Source organism: Bradyrhizobium sp. INPA03-11B, assembly GCF_040446015.1.
Lineage (GTDB): Bacteria > Pseudomonadota > Alphaproteobacteria > Rhizobiales > Xanthobacteraceae > Bradyrhizobium > Bradyrhizobium macuxiense_A.
In genome coordinates this window covers 1-20,425 of record NZ_JASGSR010000136.1, presented here as the reverse complement: position 1 = coordinate 20,425, position 20,425 = coordinate 1, and the positions used below count along the sequence as shown (strand labels likewise).

Genomic DNA, 20,425 nt, shown 5'->3' with positions numbered 1-20,425 from the left:
GACATTGTAGACCGCAAGGTTAGTGCCATCGGGCATCGTCGCGGGACGGATCTCGCCCTCCGGAAAGTCCTGGACCGGGCCGATGAGAATGCCGTTGATCGTGGTTGTCATAGCATTGTGCTTCCGCCATTGACGCTGATGACCTGTCCCGTGACGAACGAGGCTTCCTTCGAAGCCAGATAGCACACCATCGATGCCACCTCGTCCATCTCGGCCGGGCGCCCCATCGGCACCACGTCGATAAAGCGCTGCAACGCCTTCGGCGCCTTGAGGGTGATCTGCTTGACCTGGGGCGTTTCGACGATGCAGGGAGCGACGACATTCACGGTGATGCCGTCCCGGGCGAATTCACGCGCCAGTCCGGTCGCCATCGCATGCACGCCGCCCTTGGCGGCGTTGTAGGCGGCGTGATCCCAAAGTCCGTTGCGGACCGAGTCCGCCCCGATATTGACGATGCGACCGTAGCCCCTGGCCTTCATGACAGGGACGGCGTGCCAGGTGCACCACAGGGTGGTCCAGAGGTTGCGATCGATCGTGGTCCGCAACGTCTCAGGTGTGTGGTCCAGAAACGGCTTGATGATCCCGCCGCCCGCGTTGTTGATCAGGATGTCGAGCGCCCCGAAATTCTCCACCGCCGACCTGATGACGCTGCCTGCGACGTCCTCCCGCGAGAGATCGCCGGCCTTCACGACAGGGCGCCTCGCAGCGCTTGCGGCGATGTCTTCGGTAACCGCACCGAGCCGTCCTTCATCGACGTCCGAAAGCACGAGGTTGGCGCCGGCGTCGGCAAAGTGGCGGGCGATCACGGCGCCGATGCCGCTGGCGGCTCCGGTCACCACGACTGTCTGTCCATCGAAACGAGAGCTCATCCGATTCAATCCGTCAGAGTACGATGCTGATGCGGCCGCTCGGCCGCAGGCCTTCGCCGCCGAGCAGGCAGCGCTTCTCCCGGATGCGGAAGCCTCCGTCCTGCAGCGCCAGGCGATACTTGTTCGTTCCGAAGTAGAGATCGGTGACGCCGTCCTTGGTCCGCAGCGTCTGGAACACTGAGGTGACGTCGATCTCGTCGTCATGCCGTGCGTGAATCCGGACGTTGCCGACGATTCGGCTCGTCTTCGAATGTGGAAACTCGGCATGCGCGGTGCGCTTCATGAGTCGCTTGACCCGCTCGCCAAGCCGCATGCGATCGTCGGCGATGTAGAACAGATTGGTATCCGACGACGCATCCGCGGGCAGATCAGTGCAGGGAACTTCGTACCTGGCATCCTCGGTGAAGAGCGTCAGCCATTCTGGCAATCGCCACTGATCGAGCAGCTCGGCCTCGTTGAACAGGAAATCTTCGACATTGGTTCGGGTTACGGATTGCATCTCGTTCTCCTACGCCGCGACGCTCTTGATGCCGGACTCCGGTGCCGGGAACATCTGCTTGTTCCACTGGGTCCAGAACGCACGCATCTGGAGCTCGTCGTCGTGATGGGCTTTTTCCTTGCCCATTCCCTTCGAGATGTCGTTCCACAGGGCTTCCTTGGAGTTCTCGAAGCCGCGTTGGCAGTGCTCCAGCGCTTCGGCGTCGTCGGGCGTTGCAAAGCCGCCGGGGCCAAGAAACTCGAGGAAATTGTTGAGGCGATACTTTCGCGCCCACGCCGATTCGTCGTTTGGCGCCAACGCCCAGGCATTGATGACCATGTAGTCGGGGGCCATCGGGAAATAGGTGCGCACGGTCAGCGCCATGATGTCATTGACGACGAGATTTGGAAAAATGAACAGGTTGCGGTTCCTGCGCGCGATCCGATCGGCGCGCTCCTGGCCGTGGCGGGCGACGAGGTTGTCGTAGATCCGTCCGATCTCCGATTTGCCAGCCTCTCCCCATCCGGGGATCCACTGCGCGACCGGTCGTCCCCAGGGAGCGCCGTATTCGAGGACGGCGTGACCGTTGCCGAGGTCGTAGCCGTAGCCGCCGGCACCCATCCCGGTAGCGAGGTTGTCCGTCGAACTCATCAGGATATCGAAGTAGGTCGCGTGGGTGGTCGCAGCATGATAGCCGTCGATGCTGTTCTCGGTGAGCAGCTTCCAGTTCGCCCGGATCGAATATTCCTGGCTGCCCGCGACGATCGACATTCCGGCGTCGGTCTGATCGCAGATCACGTCGAGGTATTCCTTCGCGCCGGCGAGGTAGTCGACAAGCGGCATGATGTTGCTGTCGAACGAGATGAAGTTGAAATCGCGATAGGTCTCGAACCGCGGCACTGGCTGCATGTTCGAGGTGTCGCGACCCTTGAACCCCTCGGGGTAGGAAGCTTCGCCTGGCTGGCTACGCAACTTGCCGTCAGCGCCGAACACCCAGCCATGATAGAAGCACTGGAACGATTTGGCGTTGCCCTTGCGCTCGCGGCAGACCTGGGCGCCGCGATGCGGGCAGGTGTTGAGCAGGGCGCGCAGTTGTCCCTTGCTGTCGCGGGTGAACAATATACCGCGGCCGGCAACCTTGCGGGTGATAAAGTCGCCGGGCTTGGGGAGTTCGGACGAATGTCCAAGGTACAGCCACGAGCGGTCGAAGATTTTCTCCTTCTCGGCCTTGAATATCTCGGGGTCGACGAAGTTGCGTCGCGCAACTTTAAAAATGCGCTGTGCCGGATCGACGAGCAGTGCGGGTTGCGGATGTTCTGCGTTCATTGCGGTTTCCTCTATCCCTAGGCGGCGAGTAAGCGCTTCAGTTCGAGTGCGGGATTCTCGAGTTCGCTTTTTCGAACAGGCTTGCGTGAGACGACGAGCCGGCGCAGCACCGCCATGTCTCGTGCCGAATTGACGGTGATGCCGCCGACGACTTCGCCGTCGCGGACGCTGATGGTGACGAAGCGCCCGGCACCGACGTCGCCCCTGACGATCTCCTCGCCACCGGCCGGATTTCCGACGACCTGGATGTTGGCGTCGTACTGGTCGGACCAGAACCAGGACGGAGCATCATAGGCAGTCGCGAGGTTCGTCATCGATCTTGCGGTGGCTATGGCCTGGTTCTGCGCGTTGGCCCAGTTCTCGATGCGCATCCAGCGGTCGTGGCTCCGGCTCCATTGCTCGGCGACATCGCCAGCGGCGAAGATGCAATCGGCATGGGTAGCTCCGCTCGAGGTGACGCGGATGCCATGCTGGGAATCGAGGCCCAGTTGTTGGGCGAGCTCAGTGACCGGCTCGACGCCGACGCCGGCCAGTGCAAGATCGGCCGGCACGAAGCTGCCGTCGTCCAGTTCCAATCCGCGCGATGTCGATCGCTTCGCCACGGCGTTGCACACAATCTTCGCGCCGTTCGACCCATGGAGCTGATGGAGATATTGGCCGAGCGATCCGGAGCCGATCTGAGACAGCAAGCCTTCGGCCTTCTCGATGATGGTGACGTAGCATCCGCGTCCGATTGCGGCGGAGGCGACTTCGAGGCCGACGACCCCGCCGCCGATCAGCGCAATCCGTCGCCCCGGCTGCAATTCCTGGCGCAGCGCCAGCGCATCGTTCATGCAACGGAGGTAGCGGACGGGGAGTGGGCCATTGTCGAGCTCGGGCAGGCGACGCACACGCGTCCCGGTCGTGAACAGCAGGCGGTCGAATGCGAGCTCTTGTCCGTCGGCGAGGCCGACAACGCGCCGCTGCAGATCGGCTGCGACGACACGGGACGAGGTGTGCAATGCGACATCGAGGTCGCTCCACTGCTGGCGCTGCAAGACCAGCACCGGATTGGAAACACGGTCGACCAAAATGGCTTTCGACAGTTGCGGGCGTTCGTAGGGAAGGTGCTCTTCCTCGCCGATCAGGCTGACCGCGCCGCGATGTCCGGCAGCGCGCAAAGCCTCGGCGGCGCGGGCGCCCGCCTGTCCGGCTCCAACGATCACGATGCGCGCTTGCTGCGGATCCAACGTCATTCGCTCCCATGGCCGCTCTCTTGGCAGCTCCCTCAGCGCGGCATTTCCGCTCGTCGCCGCCGTGACGCTCAGAGGCGTCTTGACAGCCAAGATAAAAACAATCATTCCTGTTTGTAAAGTGAATTCTGCGACGCGCAGCGGCGCGGGCGGGGATCACGACAAGAAGCTCGTGACAGAGCGACAGGGAGAGCGCGTTGGGCACTGTGATCGACATTCACACGCATGTTGTGCCTGCACGGCTGGCCGCCGACCCGAAGCGGGACGCGCGCTGGCCGAGCGTCGAGCTTTCGACGGGCGATCAGGCGATGGTGATGATCGCGGGCAAGGTATTCCGGAAGATCGATACGCGATCATGGGATGTCGAGCAGCGGCTCGCGGATATGGTTGAGGACGGCACCGACATGCAGGTGCTCTCGCCGATGCCGGAGTTGCTGTCGCATTGGTTGCCGCCTGATGACGCCGAGTATCTCGCGGACCTCATGAACGACCAGATCGCGGGCATGATCGCGCAGGCGCCCGGCAATTTCGCCGGTATCGGCATGGTGTGCATGCAGGACGTGCCACGTGCCGTCCGGCAGTTGGATAAACTCAAGGCGCTTGGTTTTGCCGGCATCGAGATCGGGTCGCACATCAACGGCGTGGCGCTCGGCAGCGAAAGCCTGTTTCCGGTCTACGAGGCTGCCCAGTCGCTCGATCTCGGCATCTTCGTGCATCCGCTGCACCCGGCCGGCATGGAGCGCGTCGGCGGCAGCCCGGAATTCGCCGCGACGGCGGTATTCCCGCTCGAAACCGCGCTCGCGTCGGTGTCGCTGCTCGCCGCCGGTGTGCCCGAAAGATTTCCCCGGCTGCGTGTCTTGCTCAGCCATGGCGGCGGGGCGCTGCCATGGATTCTGCCGCGAATGGATTTCGGCTGGTCGCTCGGCGCCAGGGGCAAGATGACGCGAGCGCCGTCAAACCTTGCGCGGCAGTTCTGGTACGACTCGATCCTCTACGACCCGGTGTCGCTGTCGTTCCTCGGCAACGCGGTGGGCGAGAGCCGCATCGTCGTCGGGTCCGATTATCCCTTCACAATCCGGCAGAAGCAGCCGGGCGCATTCGCCAGGCGGGCGCTGAGCAGCGATGCCGTGCTCGCCGAAAATTCCTTCGGATTCCTCGGCCGGCGCTACGACGTGGCGAGGCTGCGGGGCACGGCAGTCGCGGGGCCACCCCATGGCTGACTGTCGCTCATTGCCGCAGATGTGCCTGCTCGGTCCTGTTCCGCCGCGAACGCCGGGCCGCAGCGATGCACAGGTGCCCTCCGACACGGAGAGGGGAGCCAGCAAGTACGGCCGGGTGCCCTTCGTCTATTTCTACCAGGATGGCGCGGCGGCCGATCCCGCTTTCGGCCTGCTCGACATAGAGATCGCAATTCAGCGCCGCGGTCCGGAGGACTTCGTATGCGAGGTCTATGCCATCGGAGACGGCTATCAGAGCGGACATGGCGCGAGCACGCCCGAGCCGCTGCTGTTCGAATTCCGCGGCCGCGGCCGCTCCATCGCGAAGGCTGAATGGCGCTACCCGACCGTTCTCAGCGGTCACATGGATGCATTGACGTTCTCAATCGCCCTTGCGCTCACCGACGAGGAGTTCGGCCTGCTCGACAGCGTCCTGCTGCCGTCGGCGCGCGCCGAGGTGACGGTTTGTCTGGAGTGAGCGCGATGCCCGACAAGATGATCGTGATCGGCGAGCGTCGCGTTGCACGCCAGGACCTGCTTGAGCAGGGCAGCCGTGCCGCCACGGCACTCGAGTCGATTGGCGTCCGCGAAGGCGATGCCATCGCGTTGCTGATCCGGAACGATCCCGGCTATTTCGAGGTGCTGCATGCAGCCGCGCTACTCGGCGCCTATGTCGTGCCGCTGAACTGGCACAGCAAGCCCGACGAGATCGCCTACATTCTGGCCGATTGTACGCCGCGGGCCTTGATCGGGCATCGCGACCTGATCGCGGCGGGTGAACGTGTCGTTCCTGCCGATCTACCGACCTTTATCGTCGACGATGCGGCCGGGTCGACGCCGTTGCCGTCCCACGCGCAGGATTGGCCGGCGTTTCGCGACAGGGCTGTGCGATGGGAACAACCGCCTCGCGCGCCGCGGGGAACGATGATCTACACCTCTGGCACCACGGGACATCCGAAGGGTGTTCGACGCGCGCCAATGTCACCCGAGCAGATCAAGAAAAACGCGGCACTGCTTCGCGAGATCTACGGCATCGAACCCGGCATGCGGGCCTTTGTCTGCGGTCCGCTCTACCACGCATCGCCCGGCGCTTTTGCGCGGCAGGCCTTCCAGCATGCCGACCTCACGGTATTGCAGCAGAGTTTCGATCCGGAGGATCTGCTGCGGGTCATTGCCGAGCACCGGATCACGCATCTGACGATGGTACCGACCATGTTCGTGCGCCTGCTGCGGCTCAGCGACGCCGTCCGCGATCGATACGACCTGTCCTCGATCCGCTGGGTGACGCACACCGGTGCGGCCTGTCCCCCCGACGTGAAGCGCGGGATGATCGAATGGTGGGGGCCGGTGATCCACGAGACGTATGGCGCGACGGAAACCGGCGCTGCGGTCGGCTGCAACACCGAGGAGTGGCTCGCGCACGCCGGCACGGTCGGTCGGCCGATGACAGGCACCGAGCTCAGGATCTACGACGAGGCCGGGCTAGAAGTCGCCCCCGGCGGCATCGGCGAGATCTACCTGCGCACGGAGGCTTATTCGGACTTCACCTACCATGGCCGTCCCGAGCAGCGTGAGCAGGTCGATCGTGCCGGCCTCGTGACCTGCGGTGATGTCGGCTATCTCGACGCCGACGGCTTTCTCTACATCTGCGATCGCAAACGCGACATGGTAATTTCGGGTGGGGTCAACATCTACCCCGCTGAGATCGAGAATGTCCTGGTCAATTGTCCCGGCGTGCGCGACTGCGCTGTGTTCGGCGTACCCGATGCGGAGTTCGGCGAAAGCCTGATCGCTGCGATCGAGGCGGAGCCGGACGCAGAGCCCGCGCCGGCCGATGTCACGGCGTTCCTCGAACAGCGCCTCGCGCGCTTCAAGGTGCCGAAGCGCCTCGTCTTTCACGACGCCCTGCCGCGGGAGGCGAGCGGCAAGATTTTCAAGCGGAAGCTGCGCGACCACTACCTTCAGTCCGGCGTTCCGCCGGCCTGAACGACCGTGCCATCAACAGGAGATCAAGCGTGGATCTGAGTGACAAGTTCATCGACGTGACGGGAACCCGCACGCGGTATCATGATGTCGGGCAGGGAGAACCAATAATCCTGATCCATGGTGGTGGACCGGGTGCATCGGGCCTGAGCAATTACCGCAAGAATGTCGAGCCGCTGGCGGCCGGCCGCCGCGTCATCGTCGTCGATCTGCCTGGGTTCGGCGAGACCGAGGGCAAGCTGCAGGACGGGTCGATCTTCGAGGCGATGGGCGAATTCGTCCGCAGCTTCATGGATGCGATCGGGGTCCAGAAGGCGAGCTTCGTCGGCAACTCGCTGGGTGGTGCTACCTCGCTGATGGTCGCCTTGCGCGCCCCGGAGCGGGTCAACCGTCTGGTGCTGATGGGCACGGGTGGCAGTCAGGCTATCTTTACGCCAATGCCGACCGAAGGCCTGCGCCGCATGGCGATGTTCCACGGCGGTGACGGCCCGTCGATGCAGAAGCTGAAAGGCGTCATTGAGCTTCTGGTGTTCGATTCCAAGGCGATCACCGATGCGTTGCTCGAGGAGCGGCTGAAGGCTGCGATGCGCAAGGACGTCATCGATATCTTCAAGCGACCGCCGCTCGACATCTGGCGCGAGAATCTCGCCGCGCTGAAGCACAAGACGCTGATCGTCTGGGGACGCGACGATCGTGTGGTCCCGCTCGATTCCGCCTTCATCCTGCTGAAGACCATGCCGAACGCCGAGCTTCACGTCTATCCCAAGTGCGGCCACTGGGCGCAATGGGAAAAGGCCGACGAGTTCAACGCGCTGGTCGCCGCCTTCCTGGATCGGCCATGAGCACGCTCGTCGACAGGCTCGCAACGCGCCTCCAGGAGGCGGAATCGGCCCGGCGGCCGATCGACCCGATCGCCGGCGAGATAGGCAGCGGTAACCTCGAGACCGCCTATGCGGTGCAATCCGAGGTGACCCGGCGCGGTATCGCTGATGGCAGGCGCCTGGTCGGCCGGAAAATTGGCCTCACTTCGAAAGCCGTGCAGCAGCAGCTCGGGGTCGATCAGCCTGACTATGGTGCGCTGTTCGCGGACATGGAAGTATCGACCGGCGAGGCTATCGATGTCACGCGGCTGATCCAGCCGCGTGTCGAGGCCGAAATCGCGCTTGTTCTCGACCGCGATCTCTGCGGCGAGGACATCACGCTTGGCGAATTGATGCGATCGACCGCCTATGCCGTTGCTGCGCTCGAGATCGTCGACAGCCGGATACGGGACTGGAAGATCAGCATTCTCGATACCGTTGCGGATAATGGCTCGAGCGCCCGCTACGTGCTCGGCGCAGCGCCGCGGCGATTGACGGATGTCGACCTCGAGGCCTGCGGCATGACGATGACGCGCAACGGAACCATCGTGTCGGTCGGCTGTGGCTCGGCCTGCCTTGGTCATCCCTTGCGTGCCGGGCTCTGGCTCGCAAGGGCGATGGCACGCGCCGGCCAACCCCTGCGAGGTGGCGATGTCGTGCTGACGGGCGCGCTCGGCCCGGTCTCGCCGGTGTCGGTCGGCGAAGTCTACGAGGCGAGAGTCTCCGGTTTCGGGCCTGTCAGCGTGACCTTCACGTAGTCGGCCGGATCAGGAGGCATCAAGAGCCGCCTTAGAGCTTCAAATCACCAACAATCGATAATAGGGAGGATTGAGCATGACGTTGATTTCGCGAAGATCGGCCGTTGTGGGCCTGGGAGCGAGCGCGCTCGCGTTCGGAAGCGCGTCAGGGGCGCGCGCTGCAAACTACGGACCCGGCGTCACCGATACCGAGATCAAACTCGGGACCACTGCACCTTACAGCGGTCCCGCGTCAGGATACGGCGTCTATGGGCAGGCGCAGACCGCCTATTTTCAGATGATCAACGACAATGGCGGCATCAACGGCAGAAAGGTCAACCTGATCTCGCTCGACAACGCGTTCTCGCCGCCGAAGGCCGTCGAGCAGACCCGAAAGCTGGTGGAATCGGAGGAGGTGTTCGCGATCGCCGGCTTCCTCGGCACGGCGGCCAATGCCGCGGTGATGAAGTATCTCAACGCCAAGAAGGTGCCAAACCTGTTCCTGACCTCGGGCGCCGAGCGCTTCAACGATCCCAAGGAATTTCCCTGGATCGTTCCGTTCTATCCGATCTATGTCGCGCAGGGAGCCGCGCTGGGTGCGTATATACTGAGCGAGAAGCCGGATGCGAAGATCGCGGTCCAGTACGTGAACGACGATCTTGGCAAGGACTTTCTCCGCGGCCTGAAGAAAGGGCTCGCCGGCAAGGCCAGCGCCATCGTCAAGGAAATCAGCCACGAAATCACGGAGCCGACGATCGACAACCAGGTCGCCGACTGCAGGGGGGCGGGCGCTGACGTTTTCGTGCAGCTCACCTATTCCAAGTTCGCGGCGCAGGGCATCCGCAAGGTGGCCGCCCTGGGCTGGAAACCGCTGCACGTCGTCAATTCGAACTGCAGCTCGATCGGCGGGACGCTGGCGCCAGCGGGGCTCGACAATGCGAAAGGGCTTGTCTCGGCGTGGTGGGAAATCATAGCGACCGATCCGCGCCAGCAGTCCAAGCCTCGCGTCAAAGCCTATGTCGAGTTCATGAGGAAGTACATGCCGTCGGTCAGCATCGACGACAACACCGCGACGCCCGGCTACAACAACGCCTACATGATCGAGCAAGTCCTGAGGCGGTGCGGCAACGAACTCACGCGCGAAAATCTGCTGAAGCATGCAACGTCTCTGAGGGACGAGCAGCCGCCGCTATTTCTAGATGGCATCAAAGTCAGCAACTCTCCAACCGACTATCGCGCCGTCCACAACCTTCAAATCACCCGCTTTGACGGCGCCAACTGGGTGCCGGTCGGGAACATGATTGATCTCGACGGCATGGCGTCGTGAACTCGGCCCTCGAGTGATGGGGCTGATATGCAACCGCGCCCGGCGCCAATATCTGAGGGCGACGTCGTCTCGCCAGTTGACGAATTACTCGTGCTCGGAGGCAGCCGAGGCTGGTGGCGGCCTTACGCCACCGCCCGCCGCTTTTTCCGGGTTTTGGAGCGCTGCGTTTCTTCCTCTTCGTTGTCGCTAATGTTGGCGACCGTGCCGTCCGACATCGCGAGGAGGTTATGCTTCATGGCGAGGAGTGCGTCGGAAGCGTCTTCCAGCTGCTTGCGGTCGATGCCGTTGACGATCTTGGCGTTGAACTTGTCGGTTTCCTTCCGGAGCTTCTCGAGGAAACCGCGCGCCTGCTTGGTGACATAGACGCGCTTGACGCGGCGATCGACCGGATCGGCCTGGCGGATCACGAAGCCGGAGGATTCGAGGCGGTCGATCAGGGCTCCGACAGCGACCTTGCCGACATCGAGCTCGTTGGCGAGCTGAACCTGAGGAAGCCCGTCCTTGCGGGAGATGAACGCCAGCACCCACCATTGCGAGCGGGTGATCCCGAGCGGCGCCAGTGCGCGATCGAACATCATCCTCCTGAGCCGCGATACGTCGTGGATGAGATATCCAAGCCGAAGATCCCAATCGGGCTGATCAACCATTGATACTTCCCTTGCGGCGAGTCGGAGGTTTGAGGTCAACCAATACCATACACCAGCGTATTTTAAATGGAAGGTCGCGCCACCGGGACGAAATCGCCCGCCGTCCGCCATGGATCGATTTACAAAAGAAGTACGCTAGTGTATTACTTGTGGGACGGTCGAAGGTCGCGGAAGCGGCCGACCTGCCACAGGGAAGGAAGTCGCCCATGTTCGATGCGGCCGTACTGAAGGGAAAGCGCATCCTGGTGACGGGCGGAGGGACCGGACTCGGCAAGGAGATGTCGGCCGGATTCGCTGCCCATGGTGCCCATGTCTATGTCTGCGGGCGGCGCAAGGAAGTGCTCGACCAGGCCGCGCAGGACATCCGTGCGCGGTCGGGCGGGCAGGCGACGGCGCTGCTCGCCAATGTGCGCGATCCCGACAGCATCGATGCCATGCTGGCCAGCATCTGGACCGAGGGGCCGCTCACCGGGCTCGTCAACAATGCCGCCGCCAACTTCCTGGCGCCGACCGAAAGCCTGTCGCCACGCGGCTATGAGGCGGTGCGCTCGACGGTGATGGACGGCTCGTTCTACACCTCGCTCGCCTGCGGCAAGCGGTGGATCGCGGCAGGCCTGCCCGGCGTCATCATCAGCAACCTCGTGACATGGGTGTGGACCGGATCGGCCTATGTGGTGCCGGCGGCGATGGCGAAAGCAGCCGTGCACGCCATGACCATGTCGCTTGCGGTCGAGTGGGGACCGAAGAACATCCGCGTCAATGCGATCGCGCCCGGGCCGTTCCCGACCGAAGGGGCCTGGGACAAGCTCAATCCGCTGGCCGAAACCGGCGTCGGTGCGACACAGGCGGACGAGGTGCCGCTGCGCCGTTTCGGCAAGATGGACGAGCTGCGCAATCTCCTGATCTTCCTGATGTCGGACGGTTGCAGCTACATCACCGGCGACACGATCAGCATCGATGGCGGTCATCATCTGGCCGCGCCCAGCACCTTCGCAGGGCTCTCAAAGCTGTCATCCGCGGACTGGCAGCGCGCGCGCGAGGCCATCCAGACCTCGGTGCAGAAGGAAAAGCAGGCTCGCTCGATCTAGCCCGCCTGCGGTCACGGAGAAAGAGATGTCGAGGGGACTGGCCATGGCGACCAAGAGCACTGAGTGCACCGTGGACAATGGTCTCGCCCATATCGTGCTCGATCGGGCCGAGCGCGGCAATCCGATCGATGGCGAGTTCTGCCGCGAATTCAGCCTGGCCATTGCGGAGCTCAGCGAGTGCGCCGATGTGCGCGCGGTGCTGCTGTCGGCGCGCGGCAGGCTGTTCAGCGTCGGCGGCGACCTGACGTCGCTGGTCAGTCAGGGCGATGCGCTGCCGGCAACGATCAAGGCCTGGACGGCCGACCTTCATATCGCGATCGCCCGAATGGTGCGGATGCGAGCGCCGGTCGTCGCCGCTGTTCACGGAAATGTCGCCGGCGGCAGCGTGTCGCTGATGGCGGCCGCAGATCTCGTGGTGATGGCGGAGACGGCGAAAATCTCGGCGGCGTTCTCCAGGATCGGCTTCAGCCCGGATAGCGGATCGACCACGACGGTCACGCGCCGGATCGGCGTGGCACGCGCCCGGCGTTTTTTTCTGCTCGGCGAAACGCTTGACGCCAAATCGGCGCTTGCGCTGGGACTGGTCGACTTCGTCGTTCCCGCTGACGCGGTGCAGTCCGAGGCTACGCGCATCGCCGGAGAACTTGCCGCCGGCCCGACGGAGGCGTTCGGCGCGATCAAGCGGCTGTTCTCCCAGACCAACGATCGATCGTTCGAAAGCCAGCTCGAGGACGAGGCCGAGACGCTTGCCGCGATCTCGCGGACGACGGACGCGCGTGAAGGCGTCAGGGCCTTCGTCGAGAAGCGCAAGCCCGTGTTTGCCGGGAAGTGATCTCCGAAGGCGACAATCTGGACCATTGTCAATATATAGTACTATAACGTAAAGTACACACATATACTAAATAATTCGGCCGTGAAGCCGGAACCGACACAGCAGCGCAGGAGGGACACATGACCGTGGCAGCCGCCAAACTGGATACGTCTCATGCCGGCTTCCGCGAGGCCGGCTACTGGCTCGACAAGACCGTCGATCAGCTTCTCACCGAGGCCGTCGAGAGGACGGCCGACAAGGTCGCGATCGTCGCCGACCGGGCGGATCGCGACCAGGCGACGCGTTTCACCTATCGGGAGCTGGAGAGGCTGGCGGATCGCGCCGCGAGCGCGCTGCTGCGGCTCGGTGTCGGGCGCGGCGACGTCGTCACCGTGCAACTGCCCAATTGGTGGGAGTTCGTCGTCACCGCGTTCGCCTGCAGCAAGATCGGCGCGGTGATGAACCCGGTAATGCCGATCCTGCGCGAGCGCGAGCTGCTCTACATCCTGAATTTCTGCCAGGCGAAGGTCTTCATCGTGCCGAACAGATATCGCGGGTTCGACTACGCCGCGATGGCGCAAGGCATGCGCGCGGAGCTGCCGCACCTCAAGCGCGTGATCGTTGCCGACGGCGAGGGCGAGACCGGCTTCGAACGGATGCTGCTGTCGTCCGAGGCCGACAAGCTGCCTTCCGGCCTGCGTCCGGACGACATGGCCGTGCTGATGTTCACGTCAGGCACCACAGGCGAGCCCAAAGGCGTCATGCACACGTCGAATTCGCTGATCGCCTGCTGCAAGGCGCTGTCGGGACGGTTCGGGCTCGATTCCAGCGACGTGATGCTGGTGGCCTCGCCGGTTGGGCATATGACGGGTTACGCCGCTATTGTGCTGCTCTCGGTCTATCTCGGCGGCACGATGATCCTGCAGGATGTCTGGGAAGCCAGGCGCGGCGCCGGCCTGATGGCGCGCGAAGGTGTCACTTACACGGCAGCGTCGACGCCGTTCCTCAGCGACATCTGCGACGCCGTGAAGGCAGGCGCGGCGCGGCCGAATAGCCTGCGTTCGTTCCTGTGCGGCGGCGCCCCGATCCCGTCCGTGCTGATCGAGCGTGCGGCCGCCGAGCTCGGTCTTACGGTCTGCTCGCTGTGGGGCATGACGGAAGTCCTGTCGGGGACGCTGACCGAGCCGGCGCGCGCAGCCGAGAAATCCGCGAGCACGGACGGCCGGCCACTCGAGGGAATGCAAATCAGCGTCGTCGATAGCGAAGGACGGCCGGCGCCCGTAGGAGAGCCCGGGCGGCTGCTGGTTCGTGGCGCCCAGATGTTCAAGGGTTACTACAAGCGGCCCGAGCTGTTGACCTTCGACAATGATGGTTGGTTCGACTCCGGCGACCTCGCCTACATGGACAAGGACGGCTACATCCGCATCTCCGGCCGCGTGAAGGATATCCTGATCCGCGGCGGCGAGAACGTGCCCGTCGTCGAGATCGAGAACCTGCTCTACAAGCATCCCGCGGTCTCGGCCGTCGCGGTCGTCGGCTTCCCCGATACCCGGCTCGGCGAGCGCGGCTGCGCGTTCATCGTTCCCCGCACCGGCAGCACGATCGATTTGACGGCAGTGCAGGCCTATCTGGGCGAGGCGAGGATGGCAAAGCAGTTCTGGCCCGAGCGTGTCGAGCTCCTGGCCGAGCTGCCGCGCACGGCCAGCGGCAAGATCCAGAAGTTCAAGCTGCGCGAGATGGCCGCGGCCTTTGCCGACGCGAAATAGTCACTGGTCGGAGTAGGTCGGATCCCGCCGCTCGCGAAACGCGGCGACCGCTTCCGCATGATCATGCGTCTCCAGCAGGATCACCTGCTGGCGGTCTTCCAGCATCAGCGCGGCATCGAGGCTCGGTGCGTCGATCAGCGTGTTGAGCGCCTGCTTTGTCATGCGCAGCCCCATCGGTGAGACCCGCAGCATCTCCTCGGCGAACGCCAGTCCCCTTGCCAGCAGCTCGTCAGCCGGAGCGATATCACTGACAAGTCCGATCGCTCTCGCACGCTCGGCCTTGAGGAAACGTCCGGTGAGCAGCAGCTCCGAGGTCACGGAGAGCCCGACCAGCCGCGGCAGGAGATAGCCCGAGCCCATGTCGCAGCCGCCGACGCCGATGCGGATATAGGCGGCGTTCATGCGCGCATCCGGTGCGGCGAAGCGGACGTCGCAGGCGAGCAGGAAGGAGAAACCCGCGCCGCATGCCGCGCCGTGGACGAGCCCGATGATCGGCTGCGGGCATGATCGCATCAGGCGGATCACGCCGGAATAGTTCTGCTGCATCTTGAGCTGGCGCTGCGGCCGTCCCTTGCCAGGGGCGGCGAACGCATCCGATCCCAATTCGGCCCCGGCGGAGAATTGAGGCCCGTTGCCGCGCAGGATCACGACCCGCGTCGTCGGCCGTTCGTGGAGCGCGGAGAAATACGCGGTCAGTTCCGCGATCATCTCGGGTGAGACCGCATTGAGCTGGTCCGGCCGGTTCAAGGTCAGGATCTCGATCGCGCCGCGGGTCTCGACAGTGATGGTGCTCGGTGGCGTCACGGGTGCGTTCCCATCGTTCATTGTCCTTGATCAGATAGTAATATAGTGTACGGTAATCATGCGCAATACCAGGACATCCCGGCCGCCAATCGGGAGGCCGGCGGTGAGACGACCGTCAGGGAGGCGAGGCGATGCCATACCAGTCCGTGTTCAGGCCGGATCTGTTCCGCGGCCAGACGGTCATCGTGACCGGCGGCGGCAGCGGGATCGGGCGCTGCACCGCCCACGAGCTCGCGGCGCTCGGCGCGAACGTGGCCATCCTCGGCAGGACGATCGAGAAGCTCGTCGAGGTGCAGCGCGAGATCGAGGAGGATGGCGGGCATGCGATGAGCCATGCCTGCGACATCCGTGACGAGACCATGGTGGCTGCCGCCATCGATGCGGTGCTTGCGCGCTACGGCCGCATCGATGGCCTGGTCAACAATGCCGGCGGCCAGTTCCGCGCGCCGCTGAAGGCGATCTCGACCAAGGGATTCGAGGCCGTCGTGCGCAACAATCTTACCGGCGGCTTCATCTTCATGCGCGAGGCCTATAACCGCTGGATGGAGGCCAATGGCGGCGCGATCGTGAACATCATTGCCGACATTTGGCACGGCTGGCCGGAATTCGGCCACTCGGCCGCGGCGCGCGGCGGCATGCTGACCCTGACCGAGACGGCGGCCTGCGAATGGTCGGGCTCGGGCGTCCGCGTCAATGCGGTCGCGCCCGGTGGCATCGTGTCGAGCGGCTTCGACACCTACACGCCGGAGATGCAGAAGAAACTGCATGACTTCACCGAGCGCGTGCCGTTGCAGCGCTTCGGCACCGAGGCGGAGATATCGGCCGCCATCGTCTATCTGCTTTCGCCTGCGGCGGCCTATATCACCGGCTCCTGCCTCCGCGTCGACGGCGGAACGCCCAATGCGCGCACCACATGGCAGCTCGAGCCGCACAGCCGCAGCGTACCGTTCGAAGGCTTCCATCGCGTCAAGCTGCCCGAGGTGATGAAGCGCAAGGCGAGCGCGTAGCCGCTTGCTCAATCCACCACGATGATCAGCTTGCCGTGATTCTCGCCGCGATAAAGCCGGGCGATCGCGCCGGGTGCGTGCTCGAGGCCCGGCAGGATTTCCTCGTCGTGAACGATCTTGCCAGCAAGCGCGAGCTCGGCGAGGCGCGCTGCTGCCGTTTCGAACTCGGCGAAGTGATCGAATATGATGAAGCCGGACCAGCGCAGGCGCCGGGTGAGGATTTCGCGCTCGGGGCGCGGGCCGGTGGGCACGGGAGTCCAGGATGCATTCGCCGCCGTGCCGCACTGGATCACGCGCCCACGCAGCCGCATGGTGCGAATGGCGGCATCGGCGATCGGCCCGCCGGTGTTGTCGAAGAAGATGTCGTTGCCGTCGGGACACGCGGCGCGGATGGCCGCGCTGATATCGGCCGCCTCCCGGTAGTTGATCATCTCTTGATAGCCGTAGCGCGCTTTGGCTCGCGCGGCCTTGTCGGCAGAGCTGGTGAGCCCGACGGCGCGGCAACCGGCGATGCGCGCGAGCTGGCCGACGAACCCTCCGACACTGCCGGCTGCCGTCGACACCAGCACATGCTCCCCTGGCTTGGGATCGCCGAGGCCGTGAAACGCAAGATACGCGGTGATGCCATTCATGCCGAGCACGCTCAGATTGGCGCTGAGCGGCAGGCGCGATGGAACGACGCGACGCAATACTGCTTCGGGTGTGGTGACGCAATAGCGTTGCCAGCCAAACCAGCCGTAGACATGCTCGCCCGGCTGAAACTGCGGGACGTTGCTCTCGATGATCTCACCGACCGCGAGCGCGCGCATCGGCGTGTCGAGGGGCACCGGCGCGCTGTAGTTCCCTTCATCGTTGGCCCATCCGCGTTGCGCCGGATCGACCGAGAGATAGCGATTTGCGATCAGGACCTCGCCCGCGCCGGGCGCGGCGACCGGTTCCGTCACCAGCGAAAAGTGCTCTGCTTGCGGGATCCCGCGCGGCCGCGCCGAGAGCCGGACCTGCCGGTTTTCACGATGGGTCATGAGCGTTCCTCATAAGTAGTACGCTTGTGTACGATATGACTATACGGTAGAAATCGGATGGGAGACAAGGAGGTCCTGGCGGCTCTGGCCGCCGGATGACCCTGCAACGATACAGCAAGAGGCAAGCGATGGCGGGGCTTTACTTCGAGCAGTTTTCGGTAGGGCAGACATTTGTCCATGAGATCAGGCGGACCGTGACCGATATGGACAACATCCTGTTCTCGTCGCTGACCTACAATCCGGCGGCGGTGCATATCGACCACGAATATGCCAAGGGCACCGAGTTCGGAATGCCGCTGATGAATTCGATCTTCACCCTTGGGCTTATCATCGGATTGTCTGTGCAGGACACGACGCTAGGTACCACCGTCGGCAATCTCGGCATGGAGGACACGCGATTTCCGAAGCCGGTGTTTGCCGGCGATACGCTGCGTGCCGAGACGAAGGTCGTCGCCGTGCGCGAGAGCAAGTCCCGTCCGACGCAGGGCATCGTGACCTTCGAGCATCGCGGCTTCAACCAGCACAATGAAGAGGTGATGTATTGCCGCCGCAACGGGCTGATGATGCGGAGGCCGGCATGAAACTGCGCTCGCTTCTCTTTGTGCCCGCCGACAGTGAACGCAAATTCGCCAAGGCGGACGGGATCGGCGCCGATGCCCTGATCCTCGATCTCGAGGATTCGGTGGCGCCTGGCCGCAAGGCGTTCGCGCGTGATGCCGTGAAGAATCTGCTGGGCGGCGGTCCGAGAAACTGGTCGTTCCTGGTCCGGATCAATCCCTTCGGGACCGGGCTGACGCTGGAGGACCTCGCGGCGGTGGTTCGTCCCGGCCTCGACGGCTTGCTGCTTCCCAAGGTCAACGGAATCGAGGATGTCGATCTGGTGTCGCACTATGTCGACGTGCTCGAGGTCGCGAGCGGCGTACCGGCCGGGCATGTCAAGCTGCTGACAGTCGCGACCGAAACGCCGGCCGCCATGATCGGCTTCAGCGGGTATTCGCGCAAGAACAAGCGGTTGGTTGGAGTGACCTGGGGCGGCGAGGATCTGAGTGCCGCGCTCGGCGCGCTGACGCCGCGCGAAGCCGACGGAAGCTGGACCTTTCCCTACCAGGTGGCGCGCGCGCAGTGCCTGTTTGCGGCGGGGGCCGCCGGTGCTGCGGCGCTCGAAACGCTGTATGTCGACTTCAGGGATCAGCAGGGGCTCGCCGAAAGCTGCAGGATCGCGCGCCGCGATGGCTTTGTCGGCCGCATTGCGATCCACCCAGATCAGGTCGCGACCATCAACCGCTGTTTCACGCCGTCGGATGACGATCTGGCCCACGCGCGGCGCGTCGTTGCTGCCTTCGCCGCCGCGCCCGATGTCGGTACCGTCGGGATCGACGGCAAGATGTACGACATTCCGCATCTGGTCGCGGCAAGACGAACCTTGGCATCGGTCGGGGAGGGCAGTTCGAATGGATAGATCCTTTGCCAATCAACTTGACGTGCCCGAGGATCACGCCGCCATTCGCGAGGGCGTTCGGGCCGTCGTCTCGCGCTTCGACGATGAATACTGGCTGGCCCGCGACGACGATGGCGAATTCCCACGCGAGTTTCATCGCGCGATGGCGGATGCCGGCTGGCTCGGCATCACGATGCCCGAGGAATATGGCGGCGCGGGTCTGGGTGTGACCGAAGCCGCGATCATGATGCACGAGGTCGCAAGCCACGGCGGCGGCATGACGTCGGCCTCGGCTGTCCATATCAATCTGTTCGGGCCACATCCGATCGTGGTGAAGGGCACGGACGACCAGAAGCGGCGCTGGGTGCCGCGCCTCGTGTCCGGCGAGGACCAATGCTGTTTCGGCTTCACCGAGCCGGATGCCGGGCTCAATACCACGCGCATCAAGACCTTTGCCGAGAAGGTGCCGGGCGGCTATCTCGTCCACGGCCAGAAGGTCTGGACCTCCACCGCGCAGATCGCCAACAAGATCATGCTGCTGACGCGGACCACGAAGTTCGAGGATTGCAAGCGCCCGACCGATGGCATCACCATCTTCTACACCGACCTCGATCGCGCGAAGATCGAGGTGCGCCGAATCCCGAAGATGGGCCGCAAGGCGGTGGATTCCAACGCCATCTTCATCGATGGCCTGTTCATTCCCGAGGTCGACCGGATCGGTGAGGAGGGGAAGGGCTTTTCCTACATCCTGCACAGCCTCAATCCCGAACGCATCCTGATCGCGGTCGAGGCGATCGGGATCGGGCAGGATGCGCTGCGCCGGGCGACGCGGTATGCCCGGGAGCGGGTGGTGTTCGATCGGCCGATCGGCCAAAATCAGGCGATCCAGCATCCGCTTGCCGAGAAATGGATGTATCTGGAGTCAGCCTTGCTGATGGCGATGCGCGCCGCCTGGCTCTACGACTCGAACAAGCCGTGCGGGGCTGAGGCCAACAGCGCAAAGTTGCTGGGCGCGCGCGCCGGCCACGACGCGGCGTGGCAAGCGATCATGACCCATGGCGGCTTCGGCTATGCCAAGGAATACCACGTCGAGCGGCTGTTCCGCGAGGTCTCGATCACGCGGCTTGCGCCGATCACCGAGCAACTGATCCTGAGCTTCATCGCCGAGAAGGTGCTCGACCTGCCGAAGAGCTACTGACGCGCGTTGCGTGTGACATTAGAGGCTGCGCGAGATCAGTTCGCGCATGATCTCCGACGTGCCGCCATAGATCCGCAGCACCCGCGCGTCCGCGAACAACCGGCAGATCTCGTACTCACGCATAAAGCCGTAGCCGCCGAAGAACTGCAGACATTGATCGACCAGCCGCCCGTGCATTTCGGTAATCCACAGCTTCGCAGTCGAGGCGGCATAGGTGGTGAGCTCGCCGCGGACGTGCTGGCTCAGGCATTGATCGACATAGGCCCAGCCGACCTGGAGGTCTGATTTGAGATCGGCCAGCTTGAATCGGGTGTTCTGGAACGTTCCGACGGCCTGGCCAAAGGCGTTGCGCTCGAGGACATAGGCCTTGGTGATGTCGAACGCCTTCTGGGCCGACGCGATCGAGTGGAGCGCGATCGTCAGCCGCTCCTGCGGCAGCTCGTTCATCAGCGCCGCCATGGCGCCGCCCTCGGAGCCCAGCAGATTGCCGACGGGAACGCGCACCTGGTCGAAGAACAGTTCCGACGTATCGGAGGAGAGGTGGCCGAGCTTGTCGAGGTTGCGGCCGTGGCGGAAGCCGGGGCGGTCGGTCTCGACCAGGATCAGGCTCATGCC

Annotated in this window: 21 protein-coding genes; 13 read left to right on the top strand and 8 right to left on the bottom strand. The window is 64.0% G+C overall.

Annotation, left to right across the window (positions count from 1 at the left end; all coding sequences use genetic code 11):
* Positions 1-107: 107 nt before the first annotated feature.
* From QMZ05_RS35015 to QMZ05_RS35000, 4 genes are read right to left on the bottom strand one after another with little or no spacing between them, the layout of a single operon-like run.
* Entirely contained in the window at positions 108-869 is a 762-nt protein-coding gene (locus QMZ05_RS35015; RefSeq protein WP_353704894.1) for an SDR family oxidoreductase, read from the bottom strand.
* A 13-nt stretch (positions 870-882) separates the two neighbouring features.
* Complete coding sequence (locus QMZ05_RS35010; protein WP_353704893.1) at positions 883-1,368, bottom strand: aromatic-ring-hydroxylating dioxygenase subunit beta; 486 nt, start codon at positions 1,366-1,368, stop codon at positions 883-885.
* Positions 1,369-1,377: 9 nt separating this feature from the next.
* Positions 1,378-2,673, bottom strand: a complete 1,296-nt coding sequence (locus QMZ05_RS35005; RefSeq protein ID WP_353704892.1) for an aromatic ring-hydroxylating dioxygenase subunit alpha — start codon at positions 2,671-2,673, stop codon at positions 1,378-1,380.
* A gap of 17 nt (positions 2,674-2,690) precedes the next feature.
* Positions 2,691-3,902 (bottom strand): FAD-dependent oxidoreductase, encoded by a 1,212-nt coding sequence (locus QMZ05_RS35000; protein WP_353704891.1) that lies wholly within the window; start codon positions 3,900-3,902, stop codon positions 2,691-2,693.
* A 209-nt stretch (positions 3,903-4,111) separates the two neighbouring features.
* Here QMZ05_RS35000 and QMZ05_RS34995 point away from each other — a divergent pair, with 209 nt between their 5' ends.
* The 6 genes from QMZ05_RS34995 to QMZ05_RS34970 all read left to right on the top strand — a co-directional run bounded on the left by QMZ05_RS34995 (position 4,112) and on the right by QMZ05_RS34970 (position 10,029).
* Positions 4,112-5,125, top strand: a complete 1,014-nt coding sequence (locus tag QMZ05_RS34995; RefSeq protein WP_353704896.1) for an amidohydrolase family protein — start codon at positions 4,112-4,114, stop codon at positions 5,123-5,125.
* Positions 5,118-5,600, top strand: coding sequence for a hypothetical protein (locus tag QMZ05_RS34990; RefSeq protein WP_146141610.1), 483 nt, complete (start codon positions 5,118-5,120; stop codon positions 5,598-5,600). The genes QMZ05_RS34995 and QMZ05_RS34990 overlap by 8 nt, the downstream gene beginning before the upstream one ends.
* A 5-nt stretch (positions 5,601-5,605) precedes the next feature.
* Positions 5,606-7,108 (top strand): AMP-binding protein, encoded by a 1,503-nt coding sequence (locus tag QMZ05_RS34985; protein ID WP_353704895.1) that lies wholly within the window; start codon positions 5,606-5,608, stop codon positions 7,106-7,108.
* Between the two features lie 29 nt (positions 7,109-7,137).
* Positions 7,138-7,947, top strand: coding sequence for an alpha/beta fold hydrolase (locus tag QMZ05_RS34980; RefSeq protein WP_353704890.1), 810 nt, complete (start codon positions 7,138-7,140; stop codon positions 7,945-7,947).
* Positions 7,944-8,723: a fumarylacetoacetate hydrolase family protein gene (locus QMZ05_RS34975; RefSeq protein WP_353704889.1), complete on the top strand. Its 780-nt coding sequence runs from the start codon at positions 7,944-7,946 to the stop codon at positions 8,721-8,723. The genes QMZ05_RS34980 and QMZ05_RS34975 overlap by 4 nt, the downstream gene beginning before the upstream one ends.
* 76 nt (positions 8,724-8,799) lie before the next feature.
* Positions 8,800-10,029, top strand: a complete 1,230-nt coding sequence (locus QMZ05_RS34970) for an ABC transporter substrate-binding protein (protein WP_353704888.1) — start codon at positions 8,800-8,802, stop codon at positions 10,027-10,029.
* Positions 10,030-10,151: 122 nt separating this feature from the next.
* Here QMZ05_RS34970 and QMZ05_RS34965 read toward each other — a convergent pair whose 3' ends face one another.
* The gene (locus tag QMZ05_RS34965; protein WP_353704887.1) at positions 10,152-10,676 is read right to left on the bottom strand and encodes a MarR family transcriptional regulator; all 525 of its coding nucleotides are present in this window, start codon (positions 10,674-10,676) and stop codon (positions 10,152-10,154) included.
* 206 nt (positions 10,677-10,882) lie between these two features.
* On the opposite strand from QMZ05_RS34965, the gene QMZ05_RS34960 reads away from it, so the two are divergent.
* The 3 genes from QMZ05_RS34960 to QMZ05_RS34950 all read left to right on the top strand — a co-directional run bounded on the left by QMZ05_RS34960 (position 10,883) and on the right by QMZ05_RS34950 (position 14,341).
* Complete coding sequence (locus QMZ05_RS34960; protein WP_353704886.1) at positions 10,883-11,764, top strand: SDR family oxidoreductase; 882 nt, start codon at positions 10,883-10,885, stop codon at positions 11,762-11,764.
* Between the two features lie 25 nt (positions 11,765-11,789).
* Complete coding sequence (locus tag QMZ05_RS34955) at positions 11,790-12,596, top strand: enoyl-CoA hydratase-related protein (RefSeq protein ID WP_353704885.1); 807 nt, start codon at positions 11,790-11,792, stop codon at positions 12,594-12,596.
* A 119-nt stretch (positions 12,597-12,715) separates the two neighbouring features.
* Positions 12,716-14,341, top strand: coding sequence for an AMP-binding protein (locus QMZ05_RS34950; protein WP_353704884.1), 1,626 nt, complete (start codon positions 12,716-12,718; stop codon positions 14,339-14,341).
* On the opposite strand, the gene QMZ05_RS34945 is transcribed toward QMZ05_RS34950, so the two are convergent.
* Positions 14,342-15,145 carry an enoyl-CoA hydratase/isomerase family protein gene (locus QMZ05_RS34945; RefSeq protein WP_353704883.1) on the bottom strand — a complete coding sequence of 268 codons (804 nt, stop codon included), beginning with the start codon at positions 15,143-15,145 and terminating at the stop codon, positions 14,342-14,344.
* A gap of 131 nt (positions 15,146-15,276) precedes the next feature.
* On the opposite strand from QMZ05_RS34945, the gene QMZ05_RS34940 reads away from it, so the two are divergent.
* Complete coding sequence (locus QMZ05_RS34940; protein ID WP_353704882.1) at positions 15,277-16,152, top strand: SDR family oxidoreductase; 876 nt, start codon at positions 15,277-15,279, stop codon at positions 16,150-16,152.
* An 8-nt stretch (positions 16,153-16,160) separates the two neighbouring features.
* Here QMZ05_RS34940 and QMZ05_RS34935 read toward each other — a convergent pair whose 3' ends face one another.
* Entirely contained in the window at positions 16,161-17,174 is a 1,014-nt protein-coding gene (locus QMZ05_RS34935) for an NADP-dependent oxidoreductase (protein ID WP_353704881.1), read from the bottom strand.
* A gap of 128 nt (positions 17,175-17,302) precedes the next feature.
* Between QMZ05_RS34935 and QMZ05_RS34930 the strand changes: the two genes are divergently transcribed.
* The 3 genes from QMZ05_RS34930 to QMZ05_RS34920 are packed head-to-tail and all read left to right on the top strand — an operon-like array spanning position 17,303 to position 19,810.
* Complete coding sequence (locus QMZ05_RS34930; RefSeq protein WP_353704880.1) at positions 17,303-17,755, top strand: MaoC family dehydratase; 453 nt, start codon at positions 17,303-17,305, stop codon at positions 17,753-17,755.
* The gene (locus QMZ05_RS34925; protein WP_353704879.1) at positions 17,752-18,633 is read left to right on the top strand and encodes a CoA ester lyase; all 882 of its coding nucleotides are present in this window, start codon (positions 17,752-17,754) and stop codon (positions 18,631-18,633) included. The genes QMZ05_RS34930 and QMZ05_RS34925 overlap by 4 nt, the downstream gene beginning before the upstream one ends.
* Positions 18,626-19,810, top strand: a complete 1,185-nt coding sequence (locus tag QMZ05_RS34920) for an acyl-CoA dehydrogenase family protein (RefSeq protein WP_353704878.1) — start codon at positions 18,626-18,628, stop codon at positions 19,808-19,810. The genes QMZ05_RS34925 and QMZ05_RS34920 overlap by 8 nt, the downstream gene beginning before the upstream one ends.
* Positions 19,811-19,828: 18 nt before the next feature.
* Here the strand turns inward: QMZ05_RS34920 and QMZ05_RS34915 are convergent.
* The coding region (locus QMZ05_RS34915; RefSeq protein ID WP_353704877.1) for an acyl-CoA dehydrogenase family protein at positions 19,829-20,425 on the bottom strand (597 nt) is incomplete at its 5' end.

What these genes read in the sequence shown, in the direction of transcription:
- QMZ05_RS35015 (WP_353704894.1), bottom strand. Translation starts at nt 869, where the DNA reads ATGAGCTCTCGTTTCGATGGACAGACAGTCGTGGTGACCGGAGCCGCC.
- QMZ05_RS35010 (WP_353704893.1), bottom strand. Translation starts at nt 1,368, where the DNA reads ATGCAATCCGTAACCCGAACCAATGTCGAAGATTTCCTGTTCAACGAG.
- QMZ05_RS35005 (WP_353704892.1), bottom strand. Translation starts at nt 2,673, where the DNA reads ATGAACGCAGAACATCCGCAACCCGCACTGCTCGTCGATCCGGCACAG.
- QMZ05_RS34990 (WP_146141610.1), top strand. Translation starts at nt 5,118, where the DNA reads ATGGCTGACTGTCGCTCATTGCCGCAGATGTGCCTGCTCGGTCCTGTT.
- QMZ05_RS34985 (WP_353704895.1), top strand. Translation starts at nt 5,606, where the DNA reads ATGCCCGACAAGATGATCGTGATCGGCGAGCGTCGCGTTGCACGCCAG.
- QMZ05_RS34975 (WP_353704889.1), top strand. Translation starts at nt 7,944, where the DNA reads ATGAGCACGCTCGTCGACAGGCTCGCAACGCGCCTCCAGGAGGCGGAA.
- QMZ05_RS34970 (WP_353704888.1), top strand. Translation starts at nt 8,800, where the DNA reads ATGACGTTGATTTCGCGAAGATCGGCCGTTGTGGGCCTGGGAGCGAGC.
- QMZ05_RS34965 (WP_353704887.1), bottom strand. Translation starts at nt 10,676, where the DNA reads ATGGTTGATCAGCCCGATTGGGATCTTCGGCTTGGATATCTCATCCAC.
- QMZ05_RS34960 (WP_353704886.1), top strand. Translation starts at nt 10,883, where the DNA reads ATGTTCGATGCGGCCGTACTGAAGGGAAAGCGCATCCTGGTGACGGGC.
- QMZ05_RS34955 (WP_353704885.1), top strand. Translation starts at nt 11,790, where the DNA reads ATGTCGAGGGGACTGGCCATGGCGACCAAGAGCACTGAGTGCACCGTG.
- QMZ05_RS34950 (WP_353704884.1), top strand. Translation starts at nt 12,716, where the DNA reads ATGACCGTGGCAGCCGCCAAACTGGATACGTCTCATGCCGGCTTCCGC.
- QMZ05_RS34940 (WP_353704882.1), top strand. Translation starts at nt 15,277, where the DNA reads ATGCCATACCAGTCCGTGTTCAGGCCGGATCTGTTCCGCGGCCAGACG.
- QMZ05_RS34935 (WP_353704881.1), bottom strand. Translation starts at nt 17,174, where the DNA reads ATGACCCATCGTGAAAACCGGCAGGTCCGGCTCTCGGCGCGGCCGCGC.
- QMZ05_RS34930 (WP_353704880.1), top strand. Translation starts at nt 17,303, where the DNA reads ATGGCGGGGCTTTACTTCGAGCAGTTTTCGGTAGGGCAGACATTTGTC.
- QMZ05_RS34925 (WP_353704879.1), top strand. Translation starts at nt 17,752, where the DNA reads ATGAAACTGCGCTCGCTTCTCTTTGTGCCCGCCGACAGTGAACGCAAA.
- QMZ05_RS34920 (WP_353704878.1), top strand. Translation starts at nt 18,626, where the DNA reads ATGGATAGATCCTTTGCCAATCAACTTGACGTGCCCGAGGATCACGCC.